General features: G+C 42.6%; 29 protein-coding genes. 22 read left to right on the top strand and 7 right to left on the bottom strand.

The features are described from left to right. Window positions 1-17 precede the first annotated feature (17 nt). From VER_RS03365 to VER_RS10300, 17 genes are all read left to right on the top strand, one after another. Complete coding sequence (locus VER_RS03365; protein WP_162099463.1) at window positions 18-1844, top strand: diol dehydratase reactivase subunit alpha; 1827 nt, start codon at window positions 18-20, stop codon at window positions 1842-1844. Between the two features lie 2 nt (window positions 1845-1846). Further along, entirely contained in the window at window positions 1847-2224 is a 378-nt protein-coding gene (locus VER_RS03360; RefSeq protein ID WP_162099462.1) for a glycerol dehydratase reactivase beta/small subunit family protein, read from the top strand. Then, a complete protein-coding gene (locus VER_RS10475; protein WP_162099461.1) occupies window positions 2221-2772 on the top strand; it encodes a BMC domain-containing protein in 552 nt (183 codons plus the stop codon). Before VER_RS03360 ends, VER_RS10475 begins: the two co-directional genes overlap by 4 nt. Beyond that, window positions 2769-3038, top strand: a complete 270-nt coding sequence (gene pduA / locus VER_RS03350; protein WP_162099460.1) for a propanediol utilization microcompartment protein PduA — start codon at window positions 2769-2771, stop codon at window positions 3036-3038. The genes VER_RS10475 and pduA overlap by 4 nt, the downstream gene beginning before the upstream one ends. 21 nt (window positions 3039-3059) lie before the next feature. Then, a complete protein-coding gene (gene pduL, locus VER_RS03345; protein WP_202922116.1) occupies window positions 3060-3680 on the top strand; it encodes a phosphate propanoyltransferase in 621 nt (206 codons plus the stop codon). A gap of 9 nt (window positions 3681-3689) precedes the next feature. Continuing rightward, window positions 3690-4532 carry an ethanolamine utilization protein EutJ gene (eutJ, locus tag VER_RS03340; protein ID WP_162099459.1) on the top strand — a complete coding sequence of 281 codons (843 nt, stop codon included), beginning with the start codon at window positions 3690-3692 and terminating at the stop codon, window positions 4530-4532. A gap of 21 nt (window positions 4533-4553) precedes the next feature. Next, the gene (gene pduM, locus VER_RS03335; protein ID WP_162099458.1) at window positions 4554-5045 is read left to right on the top strand and encodes a PduM family microcompartment protein; all 492 of its coding nucleotides are present in this window, start codon (window positions 4554-4556) and stop codon (window positions 5043-5045) included. Beyond that, a complete protein-coding gene (locus tag VER_RS03330) occupies window positions 5032-5304 on the top strand; it encodes a EutN/CcmL family microcompartment protein (RefSeq protein ID WP_162099457.1) in 273 nt (90 codons plus the stop codon). Before pduM ends, VER_RS03330 begins: the two co-directional genes overlap by 14 nt. A gap of 10 nt (window positions 5305-5314) precedes the next feature. Next, entirely contained in the window at window positions 5315-6412 is a 1098-nt protein-coding gene (locus tag VER_RS03325; RefSeq protein ID WP_162099456.1) for a cob(I)yrinic acid a,c-diamide adenosyltransferase, read from the top strand. Further along, complete coding sequence (locus VER_RS03320; protein WP_162099455.1) at window positions 6402-7817, top strand: aldehyde dehydrogenase family protein; 1416 nt, start codon at window positions 6402-6404, stop codon at window positions 7815-7817. Before VER_RS03325 ends, VER_RS03320 begins: the two co-directional genes overlap by 11 nt. An 11-nt stretch (window positions 7818-7828) precedes the next feature. Further along, on the top strand, window positions 7829-8950 hold the full coding sequence (locus VER_RS03315; protein WP_162099454.1) for a 1-propanol dehydrogenase PduQ: 1122 nt from the start codon (window positions 7829-7831) through the stop codon (window positions 8948-8950). A 10-nt stretch (window positions 8951-8960) separates the two neighbouring features. Continuing rightward, window positions 8961-9686, top strand: a complete 726-nt coding sequence (locus tag VER_RS03310; protein WP_162099453.1) for an MIP/aquaporin family protein — start codon at window positions 8961-8963, stop codon at window positions 9684-9686. Between the two features lie 149 nt (window positions 9687-9835). Further along, on the top strand, window positions 9836-10198 hold the full coding sequence (gene eutS, locus VER_RS03305; RefSeq protein WP_115310717.1) for an ethanolamine utilization microcompartment protein EutS: 363 nt from the start codon (window positions 9836-9838) through the stop codon (window positions 10196-10198). A gap of 192 nt (window positions 10199-10390) precedes the next feature. Then, the gene (locus VER_RS03300) at window positions 10391-10837 is read left to right on the top strand and encodes a EutP/PduV family microcompartment system protein (protein WP_162099452.1); all 447 of its coding nucleotides are present in this window, start codon (window positions 10391-10393) and stop codon (window positions 10835-10837) included. 93 nt (window positions 10838-10930) lie between these two features. Then, window positions 10931-11419, top strand: coding sequence for a hypothetical protein (locus tag VER_RS10305; protein ID WP_202922115.1), 489 nt, complete (start codon window positions 10931-10933; stop codon window positions 11417-11419). Window positions 11420-11713: 294 nt separating this feature from the next. Next, window positions 11714-12775, top strand: coding sequence for an NAD(P)-dependent alcohol dehydrogenase (locus VER_RS03290; protein WP_162099451.1), 1062 nt, complete (start codon window positions 11714-11716; stop codon window positions 12773-12775). Window position 12776: 1 nt separating this feature from the next. After that, window positions 12777-13889, top strand: a complete 1113-nt coding sequence (locus tag VER_RS10300) for a GTP-binding protein (RefSeq protein WP_202922114.1) — start codon at window positions 12777-12779, stop codon at window positions 13887-13889. 108 nt (window positions 13890-13997) lie between these two features. Here the strand turns inward: VER_RS10300 and VER_RS03275 are convergent, their stop codons facing one another. The 7 genes from VER_RS03275 to VER_RS03245 form a co-directional block, all read right to left on the bottom strand. Continuing rightward, a complete protein-coding gene (locus VER_RS03275) occupies window positions 13998-14654 on the bottom strand; it encodes a molybdenum cofactor guanylyltransferase (protein ID WP_162099450.1) in 657 nt (218 codons plus the stop codon). A 193-nt stretch (window positions 14655-14847) separates the two neighbouring features. Next, a complete protein-coding gene (locus VER_RS03270) occupies window positions 14848-16551 on the bottom strand; it encodes a cell wall metabolism sensor histidine kinase WalK (protein ID WP_162099449.1) in 1704 nt (567 codons plus the stop codon). Next, a complete protein-coding gene (locus VER_RS03265; protein WP_162099448.1) occupies window positions 16548-17246 on the bottom strand; it encodes a response regulator in 699 nt (232 codons plus the stop codon). The genes VER_RS03270 and VER_RS03265 overlap by 4 nt, the downstream gene beginning before the upstream one ends. A 61-nt stretch (window positions 17247-17307) precedes the next feature. Further along, a complete protein-coding gene (gene pstB, locus VER_RS03260) occupies window positions 17308-18138 on the bottom strand; it encodes a phosphate ABC transporter ATP-binding protein PstB (RefSeq protein WP_238390125.1) in 831 nt (276 codons plus the stop codon). Beyond that, a complete protein-coding gene (gene pstA / locus VER_RS03255; protein WP_162099447.1) occupies window positions 18138-19040 on the bottom strand; it encodes a phosphate ABC transporter permease PstA in 903 nt (300 codons plus the stop codon). The genes pstB and pstA overlap by 1 nt, the downstream gene beginning before the upstream one ends. Next, complete coding sequence (gene pstC, locus VER_RS03250) at window positions 19027-19935, bottom strand: phosphate ABC transporter permease subunit PstC (RefSeq protein WP_162099446.1); 909 nt, start codon at window positions 19933-19935, stop codon at window positions 19027-19029. The genes pstA and pstC overlap by 14 nt, the downstream gene beginning before the upstream one ends. A gap of 3 nt (window positions 19936-19938) precedes the next feature. Then, window positions 19939-20823, bottom strand: a complete 885-nt coding sequence (locus tag VER_RS03245) for a phosphate ABC transporter substrate-binding protein (protein ID WP_162099445.1) — start codon at window positions 20821-20823, stop codon at window positions 19939-19941. 472 nt (window positions 20824-21295) lie between these two features. Here VER_RS03245 and VER_RS03240 point away from each other — a divergent pair, with 472 nt between their 5' ends. The 5 genes from VER_RS03240 (at window position 21296) to alr (ending at window position 26415) form a co-directional block, all read left to right on the top strand. Beyond that, window positions 21296-22063 (top strand): LamB/YcsF family protein, encoded by a 768-nt coding sequence (locus VER_RS03240; RefSeq protein ID WP_162099444.1) that lies wholly within the window; start codon window positions 21296-21298, stop codon window positions 22061-22063. Beyond that, window positions 22060-23259: an NRAMP family divalent metal transporter gene (locus VER_RS03235; RefSeq protein WP_162099443.1), complete on the top strand. Its 1200-nt coding sequence runs from the start codon at window positions 22060-22062 to the stop codon at window positions 23257-23259. Before VER_RS03240 ends, VER_RS03235 begins: the two co-directional genes overlap by 4 nt. 46 nt (window positions 23260-23305) lie before the next feature. Then, window positions 23306-24064 carry a 5-oxoprolinase subunit PxpB gene (gene pxpB / locus VER_RS03230; protein ID WP_162099442.1) on the top strand — a complete coding sequence of 253 codons (759 nt, stop codon included), beginning with the start codon at window positions 23306-23308 and terminating at the stop codon, window positions 24062-24064. Further along, a complete protein-coding gene (locus VER_RS03225; RefSeq protein ID WP_162099441.1) occupies window positions 24051-25085 on the top strand; it encodes a biotin-dependent carboxyltransferase family protein in 1035 nt (344 codons plus the stop codon). Before pxpB ends, VER_RS03225 begins: the two co-directional genes overlap by 14 nt. 220 nt (window positions 25086-25305) lie before the next feature. Next, window positions 25306-26415: an alanine racemase gene (gene alr / locus VER_RS03220; RefSeq protein WP_162099440.1), complete on the top strand. Its 1110-nt coding sequence runs from the start codon at window positions 25306-25308 to the stop codon at window positions 26413-26415. Window positions 26416-26609 lie beyond the last annotated feature (194 nt).

Below are 26609 nucleotides of genomic sequence, written 5' to 3'. Positions count from 1 at the left end.
AGTTAGGAGTTAAGCATATGAAGCGAGTCGTTGGTATTGATATAGGAAATTCTACAACTGAATCAGCCTTAGCGGAAATTCACGAGTCTGGTGAGGTTCGTTTCCTAGGGTCGGCCATTGCTGATACGACTGGCATCAAGGGGACGAAGGATAATATTCAAGGTTTATTTGCTTCCCTTCGGCAATTAGTTGCTAAAACGGGCTTGTCCTTGCAGGACATCGATTTAATACGTATCAATGAAGCTACCCCGGTTATTGGCGATGTGGCGATGGAAACAATTACGGAGACTATTATTACTGAATCAACGATGATTGGTCATAATCCGAAAACCCCTGGTGGACTTGGTATTGGTGTGGGTCAGACGGCTCATATTTTACAACTGCTAGATAAACCTATGACTGAGGACTACATCGTAGTAGTACCGAAAGAAATAGATTTTCAGCTAGTCGCTGAATTGATTAACGTCTATGTAGTTAAAGGGTATCGCATTACAGGCGCTATATTACAAGCCGATGATGGCGTGCTCGTAGCTAATCGTTTACAACAACCTATTCCTATTATTGATGAAGTAGCCTTTGTAGATAAAGTACCACTTGGTATGTTAGCGGCTGTAGAAGTAGTTGAGCCAGGTAAAGTTATTTCCCAATTGTCTAATCCTTATGGCATTGCTACCGTGTTTAAACTGTCTGCTGAAGAGACCAAAAATATTGTACCTATAGCAAGAGCGCTTATTGGTAATCGGTCAGCCGTAGTAATTAAAACCCCGGCTGGGGATGTAAAAGAGCGGGTAATTCCCGCTGGCTCGGTGGTTGTTAGTGGTGATGGTCGCACTGTATCAGTGGATATATCGGCAGGGGCGGAACAGATTATGGCCACCCTTGGACAAGTATCGAAAATTGAAAATGTATGTGGCGAAGCTGGCACTAATGTAGGCGGTATGCTTGAAAAAGTACGTCAAACTATGGCTAATTTGACGAATAAATCACCGAATGAAGTGTTTATTGAAGATTTATTAGCTGTAGATACATCAGTACCAATTAATGTAAAAGGGGGGCTCGCTGGAGAGTTCTCCATGGAACAAGCCGTAGGCATTGCATCCATGGTAAAATCGGACCATTTACAAATGGAGATTATCGCTAAAGAAGTAGAACGAGAATTGCGCATTCCTGTTGAAATTGGTGGTCAAGAAGCGGAGTCGGCTATTCTGGGTGCACTAACAACACCAGGCACAGAAACACCGCTGGCGATTCTTGACTTAGGTGCCGGCTCAACGGATGCTTCCATTATGGGGCCTGATGGCAAAGTAAAAGCCATTCACTTAGCTGGTGCCGGTAATATGGTAACTATGTTAATTAATTCAGAGCTTGGCTTAGAAGATATTCATTTAGCGGAAAGTATAAAAAAATTCCCTCTTGCCAAAGTAATCAGTGTGTATCACATTCGTCATGAAGATGGCAATGTGCAGTTCTTTACGGATCCATTACCCGCCTCTTTATTTGCCAAAACTGTGATTGTAACAGATGAAGGTCTTGTTCCGATTGAAGGGGACGTGTCTATGGAAAAAATAAAGATTGTGCGACAGACGGCTAAAGAACGTGTATTTGTAACTAATTCCTTACGTGCCCTTCGCGCTGTAAGTCCAACGCACAATGTACGAGATATTCCATTTGTAGTTATTGTAGGTGGTTCTGCATTAGACTTTGAAGTACCACAACTAGTAACCGATGCCTTATCTCATTACAATTTAGTGGCTGGACGAGGCAATGTACGGGGCACAGAAGGAGCTCGTAACGCAGTAGCTACAGGACTTATCTTAGCCTATGCGAAGGAACGGAGGCGATAAATATGGAACTTGTCATTACGGCAAAGCCAACCATTATGATTTATTACCACCGTGGTGTAGGGATGGATCAATTTCAAGATGTCTTATATGGCATTGAAGAAGAAGGGATTCCCTATACTTTAGAAGAACGAGCTACTAGTAGCGAAGTGCTTACTATGGCTGATGAAGCATCACATGTATCTGCTTTGTCAGTAGGCTTAGGTTGCACAGCGGATACTTTGGTATTGAGTTATAAAAATTTGCCACCGGAACAGTTTATGTATCGGTTGCAATCGTATAAAAATGAGCGGCAAGCCATGCGGGCGTTGGGGGCCAATGCAGCTCGCTTAGTTAAGGGAAATCCCTTTAAGTCCGACCCCAGATTGGAGGTGGTATTTTGAAAGACGCATTAGGACTCGTAGAAGTAGCTGGTTTAGCAACGGCGATTCATGTAGCGGATGCCATGGTAAAGTCAGCTAATGTAACTATTATTGATATAGAAAAAGCGAAAGGTAACGGTTGGATGACCGTGAAAGTTCGTGGTGATGTAGGCGCAGTACAGGCAGCCGTTCAAGCTGGGGCAGCGCAAGCAGAACAATTTGGTCATTTAATAGCACAGAAAGTGATTCCAAGACCGGCTGAAGGCTTGGATACGTGGTTGTTAGCGAGTGGTGGCAATGCTGTATTGCAAGGCCTTGCTGAAGAAACTACAGCTGTTGAGGCCAAGGCAGCTAAAACAGATATGCCAGCGAAGTCAGAAACTGTTACCAAACTCGATGAAACAAAGAGTGCTCTCTTAGAAGTGTTTAAGCCAGGTAGTACGGAGAGTCAAGCGAACACTGGGGCTAAGGCACCAAGTAGTGCGGCTAAAGGAAGTCCTAAAAAACGACCTAGTATAAGCCTTAGGTATATACAAAGGTACAATGTTTTAAAGGAGGATTTACAATGAATAATGCATTAGGCATGGTAGAAACAAAAGGTTTAGTAGGCGCTATTGAAGCGGCTGACGCAATGGTAAAAGCAGCGAATGTAACGTTAACTGGCTATGAAAAAATCGGTTCTGGCTTAGTAACTGTAATGGTTCGCGGTGATGTAGGGGCTGTTAAAGCAGCCGTTGATGCTGGTTGTGCAGCAGCTAGCAAAGTGGGCGAAGTGGTATCCACTCATGTAATCCCTCGTCCTCATGGTGATGTTGAAAATATTTTAGTCAAATAATAGCGAAAAAAGGATGTAATTATGGATAGAGATGCTTTAAAAGCGCTCATTCGTCAAGTTATCCAAGAAGCACAAACACCTGTCATTCCCATTGGTATATCTAATCGACATATCCATTTAAGTCAAGCTGATTATGATCATTTATTTCCGCATGTAACATTGAAGCGAAAAAAAGATTTGAAACAGCCAGGCGAGTTTGCTTCCGAACAAATGGTAACCTTAGTGGGACCTAAGAATGAAATCACTAAGGTTCGCCTTTTGGGGCCATTGCGCAAAGAGTCACAAGTAGAAATTTCTATGACCGATGCTCGTACGCTAGGTGTGAATCCACCTATTGTCTTGTCTGGTCATTTAGAAACGGCTGTGCCTATAACGCTCAAAACAGAGCATGCGCAATTGACTTTACCTTGTTGTATTGTGGCGAAACGTCACATTCATGTAAAGGCGGAGGATGCACCTAAACTTGGCGTTACCAATGGTGAATCGGTGGCTGTGCGAGTGCGGACTGATCAACGAACAACGGTGTTTGAAGATGTGATTATTCGCGTATCTCCTAACTATGTAACCGAGATGCATTTGGATACGGATGAGGCGAATGCCGCACAAGTAGGCAATGACACGACAGCAACTATTATTAGGTAGGAGGCAAGTATGCGCAGCATAGACGAAGTAAACGAATTATTGGCAGCTTTTAATCAATGCGTAGCGACTGGGGCTACACGGACAATTTCGGACAAAGAAGCACCTACCTTACGGGTGGGCGTTGACCTAGGAATCTCGTCCATCGTTATTGCCGTTGTAGATGAAGATGGTTTGCCAGTATACGGTGCTTTGGAATATGCAAAAGCAGTACGGGATGGGTTAATAGTAGATTACATTGGCGCCGTGACGATTACTAGACGCTTAAAGGCACAAGCGGAAGCCGCGTTAGGCTGTACACTTACGCGAGCAGCGGCAGCGGTGCCACCAGGCACATTAGGCAAGAATAAAGACGTAGTAGGCCATGTGCTAGAAGGGGCTGACTTTACCGTATCCGCTATCTATGATGAACCAACGGCGGCGGCCAAGGTATTAGGCCTAGTGAATGGGGCCGTTGTTGATGTAGGTGGTGGTACTACAGGCATTACGATTATTAAACGGAGCAAAGTTAGCTATACTGTGGATGAACCGACTGGGGGCTCTCATATGACCTTGGTGTTAAGTGGGAGTTATGGACTTTCTCAAGATGAAGCAGAGGCATTAAAGCGTGATGCTTCACGGGAGCGGGAAGTGTATCCGTTAGTACGACCAGTGGTTGAAAAGATGGCTACTATTTCCGCTGATGCATTAGTGGCCGGTAAATATCGTAAGAATGGCCCCGTATATGTAGTCGGTGGTGCTACTAATTTCACCGAATTTGCTGATACGTTTAAAAAAGTGCTTGGTCGTGAGGTAATTAAGCCTCTATATCCGGAATTTGTAACGCCTTTGGGAATTGCGTTAGGCAGTTTTTAAAGGCTCTGAACAGAGGTATTTATGGACGATATTATTGCAGTAGTACTCAAACGCTTGCAGGCGCGAATGGAAAGCCAAGCCATAGTAGACTTGGCTGACGAAAGCCAGCTCGTTGAAACTACCTTACTCCGTCATCAGTACATTGAGGTGCGAGGTGTAACGCAGGCTCATTTAGATGCTTTACAACGGCGTGAAGCAAGTCCGTGGTTACGTTGGTTAGATCAGGCTATTGCTTATGGCTGTGATCTAACACTCGTTACAACGATGACAGCCAATCAACAATGGGACCCGGTCATGGTGCTTATGTGGCCCTTGCGTTTCACTGATAAACAAGGACGGCTCGTATATAGTTTCAAAGAGCGCATAATCAGTGCGTCAGCGATTCGTACCTGCAAGACAAAGTCCGTTATTCTTAAATTTCGTGGACAACGATTCACCGCCTTAGGGTTTGACGAATTGCGGTCCCGCCAGCTGGAATGTGTAGAAGGGACGAAACGATATGCAGACTGGTAGAGTAATAGGCAGTATTGTATCAACACAAAAGCATGATTCCTTAGTGGGATTAAAACTTATGATTGTACAATACGTAGATGGCAACCAAGAACCGTTACCTTCCTATGAAGTGGCGGCCGATACGGTTAGCGCGGGGATTGGTGAATATGTATTATTAACACGAGGCTCGTCAGCACGTCATGTGTTTGGAGATGGGCAAAATAGCAATAGTGCTGTGGATTGCGCTATTGTAGGTATTATTGATAGTTTTGATAAATGAGGAGGCGGCCATGGCCATTTACACAAAAACGGGCGACAAAGGTACGACAGGACTCTTTGACGGCACGCGTGTAGCTAAAAACTCAGAACGAGTAAATACCTATGGTACGCTTGATGAGTTGAATGCGCACTTAAGTGTGTGTGAAAAACTGGTCCGTTATCCAGAAACCAAAACTATTTTACATCGGTTGCAAGGCTTGCTCTTCCAGCTTTGTGCGGAAGTGGCGACAGTGGACCAAGTTAAATTGAAACAATATAGCACCCTTGTAAGCGAGGCGGACATCAAAGAACTGGAAACAATCATTGATAGCTATACGCAAGCCTTACCACCGCTTAGAAGTTTTATTTATCAAGGTAATAATTTAGCGGCTGCAGAATTGCATGTAGCCCGTACAGTATGTCGTAGAGCGGAGCGTATGCTCAATGGTATGCGACAAGGCGAGCCGGTTAGACCAACCGCGTTAGCCTTTGTTAATCGGTTATCGGATTGCATTTATACTTTGGCTCGCATGGAAGATTTTATCTTTCATGTAGATGAAATCGTGACTAAAGTAGTGGCTAAGTTGGAACACTTACCGGCGTCGGTAACCACTGAGGAAACGGCTAGTAAAGCCGTACAAACAGCAAGGACTACGAAAGGCGTAACCGTAACTAACTTTGGGGAGGCCAGTGCCTTAGATAGTCAACAAGAGGCGCATGTATTGCGTCGTATGGCACAACAATTATTAGAAGGGGCTACGGCGAAGAGCGAAGCTATGGGGGTACCTGTAGTAATAGCAGTAGTAGATCGTCATGGCAACCCTGTATTAACGTATCGTATGGTAGATGCTTTGTTAGTAAGTACTGATATTGCCGAAGGCAAAGCGTATACAGCAGTAGCACTTAAATGTAAGACTGAACAACTAAATGAAGTAACTCAGCCGGGAGCTGAGTTATATCAAATAGAATCTATGGTTACACGCCCCTTAGTAACATTTGGTGGTGGGTTTCCCTTGACAGTGGCAGGGCGAATTATAGGCGGTCTCGGTATTAGTGGCGGGACAGTGGCTGAAGATATTGCTATTGGAAAGTATGCCATGGATTACATGGAGGCTAATTATGGAAAATAGACAAGAATTAGAACGCATGATTCGCTCAATGGTAATGAGCATGATGAACGGCACCGATACAGGTGCTGCTGTTAGTGAAGGGGCGTTACCTGACGAACCAGGTGTTTTTACAACGGTAAATGCAGCGGTAGCAGCGGCGAAACAAGCGCAAATTCAATTTGAAGAATGTACCTTAGCAACGCGTAGCAAAGCGATTGAAGCGATTCGTCAAGGTATGCGTCCGCTAGTAAATAAATTGGCACAAATGACCTATGAAGAAACGGGTATGGGTCGTGTGGCCGATAAAATTATTAAACTAAATTTAACAATTGATAAAACGCCAGGTGTAGAAGATTTAAAGACAGAATGTGAAACGGGCGATAATGGCATGACTTTGTATGAATTATCTCCTTATGGCGTTATTGGTGCTGTTACGCCAAGTACTAATCCTAGTGAAACTTTGATTTGTAATGCTATCGGTATGTTGGCTGCGGGAAATGCGATTTTCTTTAGTGTTCATCCTGGGGCTAAGAAATTATCTCGTTGGTTAGTGAGCCAGTTAAATCGCATTGTAGCTGAGGCGATTGGCATTAATAATTTGATTGTTACCATTGCGGAACCTTCTATTGAAGCGGCTCAAGAAATGATGGTACATCCAGATATTTCATTACTTGTAGTAACTGGTGGCCCTGGGGTAGTGCATCAAGCATTATGCAGTGGTAAGAAGGTTATTGGCGCTGGTGCTGGTAATCCACCGGCTTTTGTTGATGAAACTGCAGATATTCGTAAGGCGGCTCAAGATATTGTTATGGGCGCTAGCTTCGATAATAATATTCTCTGTATTGCTGAAAAAAGCGTAGTAGCCATTCGCTCCATCGTTGACCAGTTGATTAGTGAAATGAAATTAGCTGGGGCCGTGCTTATTGAGAAGGAAGAAGAGATTCAAAAGCTACTCGATATTACATTACAAAAGAATCAGACCCCAAGCCGTAAATATGTAGGCCGTAATGCAGGGGTTATCTTGCGTGACGCTGGCATCGAAGTGGATGGGGATCCTCGCCTCATTATTATGAAAACTGACAAACATCATCCATTTGCTACGATTGAAATGTTGATGCCAATTTTACCAATCGTAACGGTAGATAGTTTTGAAGATGGTTTGGCTACTGCTTTATTTTTAGAAGCTGGCTTACATCATACGGCTACCATGCATTCCTTGAATATGGAACGTCTTAATAAAATGGCACGGGTTATGAAAACCTCTATTTTTGTTAAAAATGGTCCTTCTTTTGCGGGCCTTGGCTATAATGGGGAAGGTACGACGACCTTTACGATTGCCACACCAACTGGGGAAGCGACTACTTCCGCTCGTCATTTTGCACGGCGCCGTCGTTGTTGCTTAACTACGGGTTTCCAAATCCGCTAGGAGGTGCCCTCATGAATAAATGGACATTTCCCACTAATATTTATGCTGGTGCTGATTCATTATTGCGGTTAAGCCATTTTCAACAAGAAAAAATACTTATTGTCTGTGATCCTTTTTTAGAAGGGACCGATAGTTTAGAACAAGTATTAAATTTGATGCGGCCTCATAATACGATAACTTTATATACGGATGTAGTGCCTGACCCACCGATTGGTCAGGTTGTAAAGGGTGTAGAAGTGGTACAGCAACTACAGCCATCCGTAGTAATTGCTATTGGCGGTGGTTCGGCTATCGATTTGACGAAAGCTATTTTATACTTTGCTCGTAAAATGGGCTATCAAGGGGTGCGTTATTTTACCGTAGTGCCAACTACCAGTGGCACAGGTTCTGAAGTTACTTCATTTGCTGTGATTACAGACCCTCAATCACAGACCAAATATCCTATCGTCGATGATAGTTTATTACCACAAGAAGCTATTTTAACGCCTTTATTTGTTAAAACGGCACCGCCGAAAGTAACGGCTTATAGCGGTATGGATGTGTTAGTCCACGCCATTGAAGCTATAGTAGCGACTGGTTCGAATCATTTTACTGATGCATTAGCAGAAAAAGCGTTGGCTTTAGTATTTACCTATTTACCTAAATGTTTTGCCCCTACGGCAACCGAAGAGGATCGAATGGCTATGCATGAAGCCTCTTGTATGGCGGGGCTAGCCTTCAATCAAGCCGGTTTAGGGATTACCCATGCCTTAGCTCATCAATTAGGAGGCCAATTTCACATTCCGCATGGCTTAGCCAATACTATGCTCGTAGCCCGCGTAGTTATGTTTAATGCATTTCATGATGAAAAGGCGTATGCAAAATATGTACAGCTAGCAAAGAAGCTCGGCTTTGTTGAGCCTAGTACAGAGGCAAGAGAGGCTTTAGTGGCGTTAGTAAAAGCCATTTTAAATTTAGCTCGGTCCTTAGAGTGTCCGCTCAATATTACAGCAGCGGCCTCTGTTTCAGCACAAGAAGCAAGACAAAAAGTATCAACTATGGCGGCTAAAGCGTTACAGGATATGACGTATCAAACCAATCCATATGCCGCTTCACAAGATGATTTAGAAAATCTATTATTGATGATTATGTAAGGAGCCGCTTATGGATACAACACAAATCCTAATTAGTGAATTTATTGGTACGGCTGTATTAATGGCGTTTGGCAGTGGTACAAATGCTTCTGTTTTATTGAAAAATACATTGGCAAAGGCTTTTAACCCCAATTGGATGACAATTATGTTTGGTTGGGCCTTTGGGGTTGCTTTTGCCGTATATATTGGTTTGGCGCTAGGTGGGCCAGCCCATTTAAATCCAGCTTTGACAGTGGCGTTAGCTGCTGGTGGTATGTTTCCTTGGGAGCAAGTGATTCCTGTTAGTTTAGCACAAATAGCAGGTGCTTTTGTAGGCTCTGCCTTGGTTATGCTACATTACTATCCTCACTTTAAACAAACGAAAGAGGATGAAGGTAATGTGGTAGGTATTTTTGCTACAGCGCCGACGAGTGATAATCGTATACTTAATGTAATTTCTGAAATTATTGCGACTTTTATGTTTATGTTGGCTATTTTGTGTTTAGGCAAAATGGGCGACGGCTTATTCCCCTTTATTGTAGGTGTTTTAGTAGCGGCTATAGGTCTATCCTTTGGTTCGACTACGGGCTTTGCCTTAAATCCGGCTCGTGATTTTGGGCCTCGCTTAGCCTATACGGTGTTACCAGTGCCTAATCGGGGCGCTACAAATTGGGCCTATGCTTGGGTACCTATTATTGGGCCTATTGTGGGAGCTAGTGCTGCTGTTGGGTTATTTTTACTAGTTGCACCAAAGTAGTATTAACCTAAGGTAATCAACAGTTTTATAACGACAGATGGTTCTGTAGTATGACCTCCCAAATGCAGTAGCTAATAGCTATGCCTGTATTACAGACCATCGCAGTTATAGCTGTGTTGATAGCCCGTGAAGGGTGGAAAGGATTTAGTATGGATTTTTTAGAAGCAGTTGAAAATAAACAACGCATTATTCAAGAATTTGTGCCTGGTAAACAGGTTACTATTGCCCATATTATTGCCAATCCTAAGCCGGAGTTATTCCGTAAAATGGGCTTGGAAGAAAAGCAACGTAGTGCCATTGGTATTTTGACTATTACCCCAGGGGAAGGGACAATCATTGCTGCAGATATTGCGACTAAAGCGGCCGGTATTGAATTAGGGTTTGTGGATCGTTTTTCAGGCGCCTTATTGATTACCGGTGATGTATCTAGCGTAGAATCGGCTATGAAAGGTGTTATAGATGGGTTAGATAAGATTTTAGGTTTTTTCCCTACTAAAATTACACGCACCTAAGGGTTTCACATAGTCGATAAGGAAAGATATCTTTAGTAGTTGTTTAAAATAGGGAATAACCACATATAAATACTAAGGGGCGGTGTTTTTTATAAGAATTGTACTTTTTTATAGGTATTCGTGGTGGTTGTGTAGTATAATAAATAGGTAACCTATGCACCCATGGGTAGACTTAGATTGTGAGGTAATGGAATGGAACAGTCTTTAAAAACGGTAATCATGGTAGGCCGTACTGAAGTAGGCAAGACAACCTTGGCCAATACTTTGATGTATGGTAGCCCGGAAGCCTTAAAAACACAATCAATTGGTCGCATTGGGTCGATTATAGATACACCTGGTGAATTTGTAGAAAATCCCATTTATTATCGAGCTATTTTATTAAGTGCCTATGATGCGGATATGGTGTTATTTTTGAATGAAGCGAATGAGTCGGAAAGTATTTTTCCGCCTAACTTTGCAGCCTTATTTAATCGTGAAGTTATCGGGGTAGTTACTAAAATAGATTTAGGTGGCGATGTAGCAAGAGCGCGTAAGAATTTAGAAGCGGCCGGGGTAAAGACTATTTTTGAGATTTCGGTGCATGATGCTGATTCAGTGCAGCGCTTGCGAGACTACATTGCTCGTGATATAGAGGCTTAGAGTGTATACATACTCTAGGCTATAAGTGGTGTAGCACACGAATTACGTACGATTTTTAAGCTTGGACATTAGTAGTGAATATGGTGGTAACGAATGAATTTTAAGCAAAACTTAGCAAGTGTATTAGCTGGTGCCTACAAGTTGGATTATCGTTGGCTCCACATTAAACAAGATGAAATTTTTATTTATAAGGATGTAGCTGATGCGAGTGAAACGCCCTTAGCTTTACATTTTGATCCTAGCTTTAATCAGCAGGTCATAGACCTTTGTAAAGAAACCATAGGTTCTATTGCAGAGCCTATTTTGATTAATATAATTTTAGAAGCTCATTGTGCAGCCGAAGCGCATGAGATTTATTATGATGAAAGTTTATATGCTCAGAAATCAGTAGCTATTCGTCATAAACCGAATGAGTTAACCGCTATTTGCGAAACAGGGGAACGCTATTTATTGACCTTAAATGGCGTAGTTAAAACTAACCCTGGTGATTGGGTGATTCGCGGGGTAAATGGGGAAGAATATCCATGTGACCCTGAGATTTTTAAAATGTTATATGATGTAATGGATGATTCTACTAAATAGAATCTTGATTGTGGAAAGTTCAGGCACTGGTCGTAGAGACCGGTGCTTTTTTGATTCCTGATTCTATGGTAAATAGATAGGATATTTTGAAAAAGATAGTATACATGCGAGGTACTAGCCTTTAGGGAGCTTATTTTAGTTTGAAAAATTAATTATGCATATAAGAGATATGAAGAGCTAGATTAAGGCGCATTTTTTAAAATAGTTAATTGATTTTTCAGTTATATTAATATATAGTTAACTTAGCTAAGTTAATGCTAATTAAGAATGTTTATTATGCAAGGAGGTAATGTTATGAAAGGCTATGCAATGCTTAAAATCGGTGAATCTGGTTGGATTGAAAAAGATCGTCCCTTATGTGGCCCTTTAGATGCCATTTGTAAACCACTAGCGGTGGCTATCTGTACATCCGATGTTCATACCCTTTGGGAAGGGGCGATTGGTGAACGCCACAACATGATTCTCGGTCATGAATGCTGCGCTGAAGTTGTTGAAGTAGGCGAGTTAGTCAAAGACTTTAAACCAGGTGATCGTGTATTAGTACCAGCGATTACACCCGATTGGAACTCTTTAGAAGCACAGGCAGGCTATTCTATGCACTCAGGTGGCATGTTAGCAGGTTGGAAATTCTCTAACTTTAAAGATGGTGTATTTTCCGAATTTTTCCATGTGAATGATGCAGATGGCAATTTAGCGCTACTACCTCCAAGCATTAACTCCGTAGATGCTTGTATGCTATCTGATATGGTGCCAACTGGGTTCCATGGGGTGGAATTGGCAGACGTACAGTTTGGTGATACTGTACTCGTTATCGGTATTGGTCCAGTAGGTCTTATGGCGGTAGCTGGGGCAAACTTGCGTGGAGCTTCGCGTATTATTGCCGTAGGGACTCGTCCTAACTGTGTAGCTGCGGCGAAGGGCTATGGTGCTGTAGATTTTGTTAGCTATAAAAACGGCACAATTGAAGAACAAGTATTGGCTATGACCAATGGCCAAGGGGTTGATAAAGTAGTCATTGCTGGTGGTGGCGTAGAAACCTTTGAATCCGCCGTTAAATGCTTAAAACCAGGTGGTAAAATTGGCAATGTTAACTATTTAGGCAGTGGTACTTACATTACGATTCCACGCGTTGAATGGGGCGTAGGTATGGGCCATAAACAAATTAATGGTGGTTTAATGCCAGGTGGTCGTTTACGGATGGAAAAATTAGGCGCTTTAGTAGCGGCTGGTAAACTCGATGTAAGCCCATTAGCAACTCATGTATTTGAAGGTTGGGATCATTTGGAAGAAGCTTTATTTATGATGCGTGATAAACCAGCCGATTTAATTAAACCTGTTGTGAAATTAGCTGATTAATATGAAAATTTTAGTCATATCTGGATTTTTAGGGGCTGGCAAAACTACGTTTATTCAAGAATTGGTGAAACGAACAAAGCGTGATTTTGCCATTATGGAGAATGAATACGGCGCTATCGGGGTCGATGGGGATTTATTAGAACAAGCTGATACATCCATAAATATATGGGAAATGACCGAAGGCTGTATTTGTTGTACTCGCAAAGCGGATTTTGCTTCCTCCATTTTGACCATTGCCAATACGGTGGATCCTGAAATACTGCTAGTAGAACCAACGGGCGTAGGCGAATTGAGTAAAATCTTAGAGAATATTAAGCAAATCGAATATGAACGGATAGCCCTGTTGGCTCCGTTGACTATTGTTGATGGCAGTCACTTTGAGCAGGCTATGTCGAAATTCCCTGACCTTTGTAGGGATCAAATTCAGGCAGCTGGCACGGTGATTGTGTCAAAATTAGAAGGGGCTAGTGAAACTGAATTAGCGGATATACAGGTTCGCATTGAAACTATTAATGAGGAATGTGATATTAGTACCTTGCATTACACTAAGCAACCAGATAGTTGGTGGAACGCCTTATTAGAACGGCCTTTGTTAGGGGCTCTCTCAGATGGCAAGGCTGTAGGTCAGACCATAGGTCAACGTATGGTTGGTGAGATTCCATTAGATGATATTAAAGGTGTTGAACTAAGCGCTAATCCGGTGTCAAAGTCTTTGGCGACCGATGAAGTCACGAATGACGAGATAGCCGTAGATAGTGTGGCGTTGACCTCTATTTCATTACGTCATGAGCAGGAATTAGTCCTCTTTTTACAGGGGGTAACTGCGGGTGTATTTGGTGATATTGTGAGAGCCAAAGGCTTTTTACCTGTAGGGCATAGTTGGCTACAATTTAGTGTTGTTAATGGTACTTATTCGATTACAGGGTTTAATCCTCAATTAGAAAAGGACGAGCCAGAAGCAAAAGGTATTTTTATTGGTACGCATATAAAGCGTAGTTGGCTGCGCGCAGTATTGCAAAAAGCATTATATCGCAATCCAGATACGATTAAAGAAGCAGCTAAACAAAATAAATTGAAAATAGGCAAAATAAGTGGCACTAAACGAGTGTCGTAAGTAAGAACGATAATAGCCAAAGAATTCGTATGAAAGAAGCGCTCTTCCATGACTAGGTATGAGATAGTCATAGGAAGAGCGCTTACTTTATGTGTTTATTTTATAGATTTACTTTTCAGGTTTATGGACAAGCACTTTTTCCGTATCGATTTCATGAATTTTATGGAAGTATTCTTGTGCATATTCTAAATCTTCTGGTGTGTTAATATCGATGAAAATATCTGCTTCTAAGGTGTTTTCTTTCAATGGTAATTGAAGTAATGGAACTTCTTTGTAGAAAGAATGGAGCAGTTTTTCGCCAGCGGCGATTTTTTCTTTCATGATTGGCAAGAGTTGACGATTATAAATAGCATGCAAGCAAATGTCTTTACCGTTGAGCATAGGTACCACTACTTGGGCAATCCCTTGACTTTCTACCATGCGGTCTAACACAACGAGTGATAAGAATGGCATATCTACGCCAATAACGAAGAGATTTTCGGCATCACAATGTTCAAAAGCCGTTGCTACGGCGCCTAAGGTGTTGTGACCAGGATAATTATCTTCTACTACATTGGCATCTTTCAAAGGCTCAAAACGGTCGAAGAGGGTCTTATTATCAGTTACAATAATGGGATCCTTTTCAAAGGAAAATGCTAGCATGGTATAAATCGTTTCAATTAAAGTTTGATCACCAAATTTGGCGAATACCTTATTATAACCCATGCGAGAACTGTTATGACCAGCTAAGATGACTGGTTGTAAAGCTGCTAATCTTTCATACATAATAATAACCCCCTTTATATTGTGTCTCTATATTAATAATATCATAATTGCATAATCAAAATAAAGAAAAATCATGATAAAATTATGAACTATTGTATAAATTTTGCATAATAGTAGGCACTGTCAGGGGGTTATATGAGAATAAGGTATACTCGAAATATGAAGTTGAAAATCACTTTTATTAGTGAGAAAATTAGGCGTTGTTAGAATTTTTGAAACGTAGTATAAAGGTAGTTCCTTCGCCTGGTTCACTTTTTACCGATACGGAACCACTGTGGATTTCCATAATATGTTTTACTAAGGCTAAACCAAGACCGCTACCTTCGCGTTTACTATTGCGACTAGGATCGGCTTGATAAAAACGTTCAAAAATTCGGCTTTGTTTATCTTTAGGTATACCGACCCCTTCATCACTGACACTGACTACAGTAAAGCCATCTTTAGGGCACATGTGAACGGTAATGTGATTGTCGATGCCTTGGCTAAATTTAATGGCATTGTCGAATAAATTGATGAAGACCTCTTCGATTAGCTTGGATGAAATCTCTAAGGTAGGGCTATCGCCAGTCATAGCAAGGGTAATATTTTTGCCCTGTCTTTTGGTAGTTAATTGTTGCCACGCGGAATTCACGACTGAGCGAAGAGATGTTTTTTCAAAGGTTACGGCTGAAACGCCATCTTCAATACGAGATAGTTTTAAAATCGTATCGATGAGCTCTTGCATATGCCGTGCCGCTGTATGGATATGACCACCGAGGACCGTTGCTTCTTCCTTGTTTGGATACATCCCTTTGGCCAAAATTTCAGCATAGCCACTAATAGTAGTGAGCGGTGTCTTCAACTCATGAGATACATTGGAAGTAAATTCATGACGTCGCTGTTGCTCTAAGTAGCTTTGGGTAATGTCAGAAATGATGATGAGTAAGCGCCCTTTGTAGCGGTCATCTTCTGTAATGTGAAACACGATGCGGAAGTGCTGATTATCTTTGTGTAATAAGTATTCGCCACCTTGGTGTTTACGCATAGCATTAATTACATGTTTGCGCCAATCTACATCATCCGATAAGAGCAATAATGATTCACCATGTAGTTCTGCTTTATGATTTAAAAATTCTTTTAAATGTTCGTTGTAGGTAATAATGGTGCCATCTAATTCCGCTAATAATAAACCTTCCGCCATTTCTTCCATAATAGAGCGGAGAGTATTTTTTTCTGCTTGTAGGCGTACAATCATAGCTTCCAGTTCATTTTTTTGGAAGGATAGCCGTGATAGTAAAGGTGTGATTTCATTATAGGCCTCATCAATGACTGGTTTAGTATCACCATGAGAAGTCCAAGCTTTTACAATTTCTTCAATCGGATAAATAGCATCAGCCGTCCAGCGACGGGCCAAGAGATAGCAACCACCCGACATGAGTACAAAAAGGGCTAATAGGCCTGGGGCAGCGTCGAAGATGACTTTATATACGGTAGAGCCATTACGAGATACGCGCAATATAGAGTTGTCTGGTAGGCGCAAGGCTTCATAATAGCTGATGGAATGTAGGGTGGCGGAGTCGCGAATATCGCTACCTTCACCATTGAGAATAGCTTGGGCAATTTCCGGTCGTTGCAGGTGATTATCCATCGTTTCCGCATCGTGGGAGGAGTCGTAGAGGACTTTTCCTTCGTAGGAAATCCAAGTAATGCGTAACGTATTATTAGTGGCTTTAGTAATGGCTGCTAGGCGATCAGGGGTAAGCGTACCGGTGGAGGCAATAATTTTCCCTTCCGTGTAAAGAACGGTACGAAAATCATCTTTCCAATTGTTGTAAAACAGATAACTTAATATAACGGTACTTACTACAAGGCTAAGCATGCCAAGACCAAAGAGGGCTCGGAAGAACTTTTGTCTCATACGCTGGCCTCCCAGCGATAGCCGATGCCGCGCACTGTTTTTAGATGACGGCCCGCAGAACCTAAGTGCTGGCGCAATGTGACTACGTGCATATCCACGGTACGGGATTCCCCTTCATAGGAAAAGCCCCATACCACTTCCATAATGCGCTCACGGGAGAGGGCAATCCCTGTATTTTCCATAAAGTAGAGGAGCAGTTCGTACTCTTTTAAGGTCAAATTGATAGGCGTCCCTTCAAGGGTTACAATACGGCTATCTTTATCGAGCACTAAATTTTCACAAGTAAGAATTGATTTTTTAGGGGGTGCCACAGGTCGAGTACGGCGCAGTAACGCTTTAATGCGTGACACTAGCTCAACAACGCCAAAAGGTTTTGGAATATAGTCATCAGCACCGCCGTCAAGACCTTGGACAACGTCAATTTCCGAGGTTTTAGCAGTAATCATGATGATGGGTAAATCTTGTGTATCAGGGCGTTCTCTTAATTTGTGCAAGATAGACAGGCCATCTTCTCCTTCGAGCATAATATCGAGTAAGACAAGTTGAGGTCGGCGTTCTTCTAGGGCTGTCCAAAAAGGACCGCTTGACTCGAAGGTGCCGACCTCAAAGCCCTGCCCGTTTAACACATAGGAGATAAGACCGCGAATGCTATCTTCGTCTTCTACACAATAGATTAAAGGGTGGGTTTGTTTCATAGTAATCTCCTTGTAAGTAAAAAAAGGAACGAACTGCATTGAGTTCGTTCCGGGGGAGTCATTAACCGAAGCGACCGTTAATGTAGTCTGCCGTTTTTGGCTGTGCTGGTTCGGTAAAGATAGTCTTTGTTTTATTATATTCTATCAAATCTCCCATCAAGAAGAAAGCTGTTTTATCAGAAATACGGGCTGCTTGTTGCATATTGTGCGTTACGATGACGATAGTATAGTTTTCTTTCAGTTCTAGAGCTAGTTCTTCAATTTTAGCTGTAGAGATTGGATCAAGGGCACTGGTAGGTTCATCCATGAGGATTACATCTGGCCGAGTGGCTAAGGTACGGGCAATGCAAAGTCGTTGTTGTTGCCCACCAGATAAGCTAAGCGCACTCTTATGAAGGCGATCTTTTACTTCATTCCAAAGGGACGCTTGAGTTAAACTGGTTTCTACGATTTCATCAAGTTCGCTGGCTTTAGTGATGCCTTGCAAACGAGGACCAAAGGCTACATTATCGTATAGGCTTTGGGGGAATGGATTTGGTTGTTGGAACACCATGCCTACGCGGTGACGTAACACGATAGGTTCCATGTCAGCGTAAATATCTTCTCCTTCGAGTAAAATTTTACCTTTTACAGTAATGTCACCTTCTAAATCGTTCATGCGATTTAAGATGCGTAAGAAGGTTGATTTACCGCAACCGGAAGGGCCGATTAGAGCGGTGATTTCGTTCTTTTTAATGTCCATGTTGATATTTTTTAAAGCATGGAAGGAACCATAGAAGAAGTCTAAGTTTTCTACGGTAAAGGCATTGCCTAGCGCTTCATTAGCGATAGCGTTTACTTGTGTATTTACAAGCACTTGAGGGTTAGGCATTACTACTTCAGAAATTTCCATTATTTATTCTCTCCTAAGTTTTTACGATTAAGGTGACGGCTTAAGGCACGAGCACCGATACTAAATGTGAAGACAAGGGTTAACAATAAGAGGGCACTTAAATTAGCCATAGCTTCTGCATCAGAAGCTAGTGATTCACTACGGGAGGCCCAAATTTGTAAGGCTAAGGTTTCACCAGATCGGAATGGGTTAAAGGCGTTAGTTGGTGAAGTAATATCTGTGCTTGCCCAGTTAATATCGGTGCTCATACCGGCGGTAAACATAAGGGCAGCGGCTTCGCCAAATACACGCCCTGCCGCTAAGATAATCCCGGTAATAATAGCGGGAAAAGCAGCGGGTAATAATACACGGCTTATAGTCTGCCATTTAGTGGCGCCTAGACCATAGCTACCTTTGGCATAGGATGGCGGTAAGGCACGCAACGCATCTTCGGTGATGGTAGCTATGAGCGGTAAGGTTAAAATAGAAACTGTTAAAGCCCCTGCAAATAGATTCCACTGGGAACTGGTCATGATGATAAAGACAAGATAACCAAATAAGCCCAGTACGATGGATGGTAAGGAGGACAAGGTTTCAATGGAAATACGCATGATTCGTTGGGCTCTACCTTTGGTAGCATATTCGGCCATGTAGATGCCACCACCAATACCGAGTGGTACGCTAATGACTAAGGCTAAAAATACGAGGTAGACAGTGTTGAATAATTGATTGCCAATCCCGGTAGGGGAGAATGCTAAGAGTTCCAGTTTGAAGTCGCTTAGGGCATTCCACGCAATATGACCAACAAAGGCGAGTAATAGGAGTAAGACCGCACCAGCTAGACCATGAAGGGCTAAGGTGATGATTTTATCGGTGGATAAGGCCCGCTGGCGAGGAGCGGGGATGGCTTTACTTGCTCTCACTGAGGGCGCCTCCTTTAGATGTAATGTAACGAATTAGAAGAATAAAGAGTAGGGAAATTACAAAGAGTAATAAGGCCATGGTCCAAAGGGCCATGTTGTATTCACTGCCTTCCATAGTACCGCCCATATCAGCGGCAATGGCACTGGTTAAGTTCACCGTAGGATCGAGTAGTGAGGTAGGGAAGGCTTTCATTTTACCGATAACCATCGCTACTGCAAGGGCTTCCCCAAAGGCACGAGCTAGACCTAAGACAACTCCGGCTAAAATACCATGTTTAGCCACAGGAAGAACAATTTTGTAAATGACTTCCCAACGCGTAGCGCCTAGACCATAGGCACCTTGGCGATAGGTTTTAGGGACACTGTTAATAGCATTCATCGTTACAGAGGTAATCGTTGGAAAAATCATGAGTGCTAAAACGATGGAAGCAGCTAATACAGAAAAACCACTATGCGCATCGGTGTACTTTTGAATGAAAGGAACTAGAATAGTAAGGCCTAACCAACCATAGATGATTGAAGGAATTCCTACAAAAATTTCAATCACTGGTTGCCAAAATTTACGGCCTAAGCTAGGGGTGATTTCTGCCATGTAAATGGCAAGGGCAATACTGACTGGAGTTGCCATTAATAATGCAAGGGCACAGGTAATAAGAGAGCCGACAATATAAATGCCGGCTCCAACGTGGCCACCCCCGTCGAGCGTGTCGGCGGGTTGCCACTGCGTAGAAAATAGGAATTCTGAAAGACTGTGCCCGTAGATGGTAAAGGTCCCGGTACCGCGATAGAGCAAGAAAATCCCAATAGCTGCGGTTACGAGTAGTAAGAAGAGACCAGTACCTTTGATTACGTAACGCCAAATTTTATCGGCGCGAAGCGTGCTTTCAATGTTCATCTATTATTTCTCCGTTTTCACTTTAGAGGCTACACCGTAACCTTTGGATTCTAACACTTTACCGTATTCTTCAGACATAATGAAGTCTAAGTATGCTTTTTGTAAGGCGTCAGGTTGACCTTTAGTGTACATGTGTTCAAAGCCCCATACTTTGTAAGAACCGTTGTAACTATTTTCAAGAGTTGGTGCTACGCCATCGATGGAGATAGCAGCTACGCTTGAGTTATTTAATAGATAAGGTAAGGCTACATAACCGATGGCGCCTGGTGTGTTGGCAATGCTTTGGATAAGAGCACCAGAGTCATCTGTTTCAAGGGATTTGTTAGATGCTTCTTGGTTTTTGTCCAGTGCAAATTCAGAGAAGAGGGCACGGGTACCAGAAGTGGAAGGACGCGTTACTAATACTACATTTTCATCGGGACCACCTACATCTTTCCAGTTTGTTACTTTACCAGTGAAGATATCAATTAACTGTTGTTTAGTTAAATTTGGTACTGCTTTAGCCACATCTTTATTCGCTACGGCCGCTACCGTTACAATAGCCACTTTGTGATCAACGAGTTCAGCTGCTTTTTCTTTTGGTAATTTGCTTTCTGCAGGTACATCGGAGTTACCAATATTAACGGTACCGTCAGATACTTGTTTTAAACCAGTGCCAGAACCACCACCATTTAATACGATGGATACATCAGGGTGTTTCTTTTTAAATTCAGCCGCTGCATCTTTAGCAAGTGGGAGCAAGGCGGAAGAACCGGACGAAGTAATGGTTCCTTTTAAAGCTTGTTGTGAGTCAGCCGGTGCCGAACCGCTGTTACCGCATCCTGCTAAACCCAATGCTAACACGCTTGCCATAACCATTGCTGTAAGAGCTTTACTTTTGAATTTCATGATTGAATTGCCTCCTAATCGATGGACGTATTTACAATTTACTTTGTATACACAGTATACATAAGCTTTGTAAAGTTTATAGACAGCCCTTTGTAAAAGTTATGTAAAATTAAAAATTCGTGAGAATAGCTCTTGTCTAGCCTAGCTAGCTCCCTATATATAAGTTTTTTACAGTCCAATGAAATGAGGTGAAAATATATTTTACTGACGTTTTGACTTGATAAAAAATGACGATTTTGGGGCGTTTGTAAGAGATAATTTTAACAGTGCTATACATTGTATACATTACACAAACTTGTTTTAATTGCGTTATTAAATATTTTCCACTATAATTTACTACATCCTATATTCTATAGAGATAGAGTTTGGAGAAGGTAAACAGCTAAGGTGTAGCTATAAATTAGGCTGTTTAACGAGGTTGGGAATGTAGACTATTAGTGGTTAATAGCCTAACTCGAAAGGAGAGAGATGTATGCGCGTGGATATGAATAGTGATTTAGGTGAAAGTTATGGTGTTTATACGCTTGGTTTAGATCAAGAGGTATTGTCCCACGTAACTAGTGCCAATGTGGCCTGTGGCTGGCATGCGGGGGATCCTTTGATTATGGAACGGACCGTTCAGCTATGTAAAGCTAAGGGCGTTGCGGTAGGCGCCCATCCTAGTTACCCAGATTTATTGGGTTTTGGTCGTCGAAATATGACAATTACTGCTGATGAAGCAAAAGCGTATATGTTGTATCAAGTAGGGGCGCTGAAGGCCTTTTGTCAGGCTGCTGATGTGCCATTGCAACACGTAAAACTTCATGGTGCTTTTTATAATACTGCTTGCGTAGATCCTAAATTAGCCAGTGCTGTATTAGATGGGATTGAAGCATTAGGTTATGGTGTAGCTATTATGGCTCTTAGTGGTAGTGTTATGGTACAGCAAGCCAAAGAACGTCAGATTCCTGTCATTCAAGAAGTGTTTGCTGATCGTGGCTATACGGCGAAAGGCACGTTAGTTCCACGAAGTGAGCCCGGCGCTTTTGTAAGAGATCCTCAAGAAGCATTAGTTCGCATTTTACAAATGGTTAACGAAGGAACGGTAGTGGCTAATACGGGTGAAACAATACCTATTGTGGCGGATTCTATTTGTGTTCACGGTGATAATCCAGAAGCAGTGGCCTTTACTAAGGCTTTGCGGGAAGGCCTCGTGGGGGCTGGTTTAGAAGTGACTAATTTTGGCGGAGGTCGTTTATGAAATCAACACCAGAAAAGAAGAAGAGTGTATCAGTTTTAATTGGGGCGGCCTTTTTGATGGCTACATCGGCTATTGGTCCCGGCTTTATGACACAAACGGCGGCTTTTACCGCGCAGTTTAGAGCTGATTTCGCGTTTGTAATTTTAGCGTCCGTTATTTTAGCGTATGTAGCGCAGCTTAATGTATGGACGATTATTGCTGTGTCTAAATTGCGGGGCCAAGATATTGCCAATCGCGTATTACCAGGACTTGGATATTTTGTAGCCTTTTTAGTAGCTTTAGGCGGTTTGGCATTTAATATTGGTAATATTGGTGGTGCCGCGCTAGGAATTAATGTTATGTTTGGGGTCGATACAACCTTTGCGGCTATTATTTCGGCCGTCCTTGGAGTGATTGTATTCGTGTCGCACAAAGCAACCAAAGCTATGGATGCAGTGACTAAATATTTAGGCCTTTTAATGTTATTGCTTATTGGCTATGTAGCTGTTATATCAGCGCCACCAGTAGGGATGGCGCTTAAGCATAGTGTAGTGCCTAACAATTATGAATGGTTAGCCACCATCACTTTGCTAGGTGGTACAGTAGGTGGTTATATTACTTTTTCTGGTGGCCATCGTTTAATTGATGCCGGTATTGTGGGCGAAGAAAATTTACCAGAAGTGCGTCGTTCGGCCACGCTGGGTATGGGTGTGACGACTTTAGTGCGTGTATTGTTTTTCTTAGCCGTATTAGGTGTTGTTGTGCAAGGTAAAACCTTAGATCCTACGAATCCAGCAGCGGATGCCTTTTTACTGTCCGCTGGTAATGTGGGGTACCGTATTTTTGGGCTCGTCTTTTTCTGTGCAGCCATTACGTCTGTAGTAGGGGCCGCTTATACGTCGGTGTCCTTTTTAAAGACTTTATTTAAACCCATTGCAGCTCATGAAAATCTATGGATTATTGGCTTTATCGTAGCGTCTGCTATTATTTTGGTAATTTTAGGCAAACCAGCCATGTTACTCATTGTTGCTGGTTCCTTGAATGGACTTATTTTACCAATTACGTTAGCCGTTATGTTATTGGCTGCTCGTCGCAAAGATATTATGGGTGATTTTAAACCATCGCCTATTTTATATTGGAGTGGCTGGGCGGTAGTAGTTATTTCAGCCTATATTGGCTATGTATCCTTGCAAGGGATTGGTAAATTATTAGGTTAATAGACTTGTATTTATATGGTACGAGTATACAAAGGAGGCCTTTAGCATGACGTCTGAGGCAACAGCGTTGCGATTTGCTCCGGTAGGAGATAAAGCGGTAACTGCTATCTTTGGTGATACGATTCAGCCAGCTGTGAATCGGCGGATTCGGCACGCCTTAGTAGCTTTGCAACCGTATGTAGGCACGGTTATTGAAGAAATGGTACCTACTTACAGTTCTATTTTAGTTATTTATAATCCGTTGGTTATGGATTATAGGACTATATGTGAAACGATTGCTGATGCGGCTAGCACTGTGAGTGGTGAAGATGGTGACGCCAAGGTGCGGGTAGTAGAAATACCTACTGTGTATGGCGGTGAATATGGTCTAGATATGGACTTTGTTTGTAGCCATGCAGGCTTAAGCGAAACAGAAGTAATTTCGTTACACAGTGGCACGGATTATTTAGTGTATATGTTAGGTTTTATGCCTGGTTTTACCTACTTAGGGGGCATGGATGAGCGGCTGGCTACGCCTCGGTTAACTACGCCACGAACGTTGATCCCGGCCGGTTCAGTCGGGATTGCTGGCTCACAAACAGGCATGTATCCTTCTGATTCGCCAGGGGGCTGGCAAATTATTGGTCGAACTCCGGTGTGTTTATATGATGGTAGCCGGGCGGAGCCTACTTTATTACAGGCTGGTGATTATGTGCGGTATGTACCTGTTTCAGAAGCAGACTATAAGGCTATCCAACAGCAGGGGGCTACTTATGAAGTGACTTCATTTTATTGTAAGGAGAGTGAACTCCATGGCCAAAGATAACGATACATTTATTAATGGAGCCGCTCATGCATATCATTTAATTGGCAATCCCCATAGCGGAGTGTTGCCTATTGCTTTATGGCAGATTGAGCAAGCGGGCTTCTTAACCACTATTCAAGATGGGGGCCGACGAGGCTATCAACAGTATGGCATGCCCGTAGCGGGGGCTATGGATTTAGAAAGTTATGAATTAGGGCAACGCTTAGTAGGCAACCCACTACAGGTTGGGGCTTTAGAATGCACTGTTATGGGCCCTACTTTTACCGTGCAAGAACCTTGTGTAGTGGCATTTACAGGCGCTTTGATGCATCCTACTATTAATGATATACCGGCGCCTATGAATGAAGCCTTGCGGTTGCAAACGGGTGATGTGGTGGCTTGCCAATTTGCTACTAGCGGGTTGCGCATGTATATTTCCGTGCGTGGTGGTTTGCAGGTACCTATTATTAATGATAGTGTGGCCACTCATGTGAAATCAAAATTGGGTGGTTATGGGGGTCGCCGCTTGCAAGCCGGTGATGTGTTGGTGCTTGGCGATGAACGATTACAAGCAACCCATTTGAATCGGTGGGCGTTGCCAAACTACACCGTACCCGCTACTTATGAACCCCCTATGGTGCGGCGTACGAAACAGGCTGTTCGTATTGTATTAGGCCCTCAGGCTGATCGATTTACGGAAGATAGTTTTACTACATTAACTGCTGAAGGGTATGAAATTACCCCCGCCTCTGATCGGATGGGGTATCGTTTAGCCGGTCAGGCTTTAACCCATATAAGCGGGGCGGATATTATTTCTGATGGGGCTGTATTTGGCTCCATTCAAGTGCCTGCTGATGGTCAACCTATTATTTTAATGGCTGAACGGCAAACTACCGGTGGCTATACCAAAGTGGCTACCGTAATTACGCCGGACTTACCTATTTTGGCGCAAATGGGACCGGGTGAAATCATTCACTTTGAAATTGTTACTATTGAAGAAGCACAAGCGATTTATAAGGCGTACATGGAGCAGTTTATTTAGTGCGTAAATTGCATTAGGAGTGGGCGCTGTTTATTATTAGTACGTGTGGTATATCATGAGTGAGTGCAGATTATTATGGGTGAGTGCAGACTATTATGAGTGAGTGCAGACTATTATGAGTGAGTATAACATATCTTTTAGAGGGCTTCTTTTGATTATGCTTGAAAAGAGTTACCTTGAGGTATACAATAAAGGGTAGTAATTTTAATTGAGGTGACTTATGAGACCCACTCACTTAGAAATAGATACGGCCATTATTCGTGAAAACTTGCGCCGTATTAAAGATAGTTTGCCAGAATGGAGTACGAGTACAGCGGTTATTAAAGCGAATGGTTATGGCCATGGGAGCGTCATGGTTGGCCGTATTGCCGTTGAAGAAGGCTATGAATCTTTAGCCGTAGCGTTTCCAGAAGAAGCCTTGCCTTTGCGTGCTGCGGGCATAACAGTACCTATCTATTTGTTAGGCATTACATTGCCACAATCTTTTGACTTAATCGTAGAAGGCAATTCGCGGCCTGCTATATGTGAATCGACTGATTTAGAAGCCTTAGAAGCATGTGCAGCGCGTCATGAAACGATTATTGAATGCTGTATTGCTGTAGATACAGGTATGCATCGAATTGGTGTACATCCTGACAGAGCCCTTGATTTTATGCAAGAAGTAGAGTCATATCCACATCTGCGGGTAGATGGATTCTTTTCCCATATGGCAAGTGCTGATGCCGCCGATAAAACAAGCGCTCATAAACAGACCGAATTATTCCGTCATATGGTGGAAATGATTCGGGCCCATCGCTCAGAACCCTTCCGCTTTTCTATGGCCAATAGTGCCGGTTTATTAGCTGTAAAAGATAGCTTGTTTACGGATGCAAGGCCAGGTATTATTCAATATGGAATTATGCCTTCCTTGGATGTGCCTAATCGCTTAGGGTTACGTCCGGCTCTAAGTTTGCATAGCAAAGTGGTTCATGTACAACATTTAAAAGCGGGTGAACGGATTGGTTATGGTGGCACCTATACAACTAATCGGTTGACTACAGTAGCGACCATTCCCGTAGGCTATGCTGATGGTTATCCACGTAGTTTGTCTAATCGAGGGGCTGTATTAATTCATGGACATCGTTGTCCCATTGTGGGCCGTGTGTGCATGGATCAATTAATGGTAGCTATGCCAGAAGGTGTGCCTGTACATCCTGGTGATGAAGTAGTATTGATTGGTACGCAGGGCGATGAAAGTATTACGGTTCTTGAAATTGCTACCTTGGTGGGAACTATACCGTATGAAATCTTCTGTGATTTTTCAGAACGCGTACCAAGAATTTATGTATAATTGCATGCACGCCAGGTAATCCTCGCGACGTATCGCAGGCTGAAATCGAAGATATTTATTGGTCTATTTTATAGGACGCATAGCCTTTAGCATAGCGTTTAGTTTGTATTGGCTAGTCTATATCGTTTTAAATACGAAAGTGACAACTTTACAATTAATTAAAGTGGTAACAGTAGCTTCTTGCTGTTGCCACT

The organism is Veillonella sp. R32, assembly GCF_010093125.1.
Classification (GTDB): Bacteria; Bacillota; Negativicutes; order Veillonellales; family Veillonellaceae; genus Veillonella_A.
This window is presented reverse-complemented; position numbering and strand designations above follow the sequence as displayed.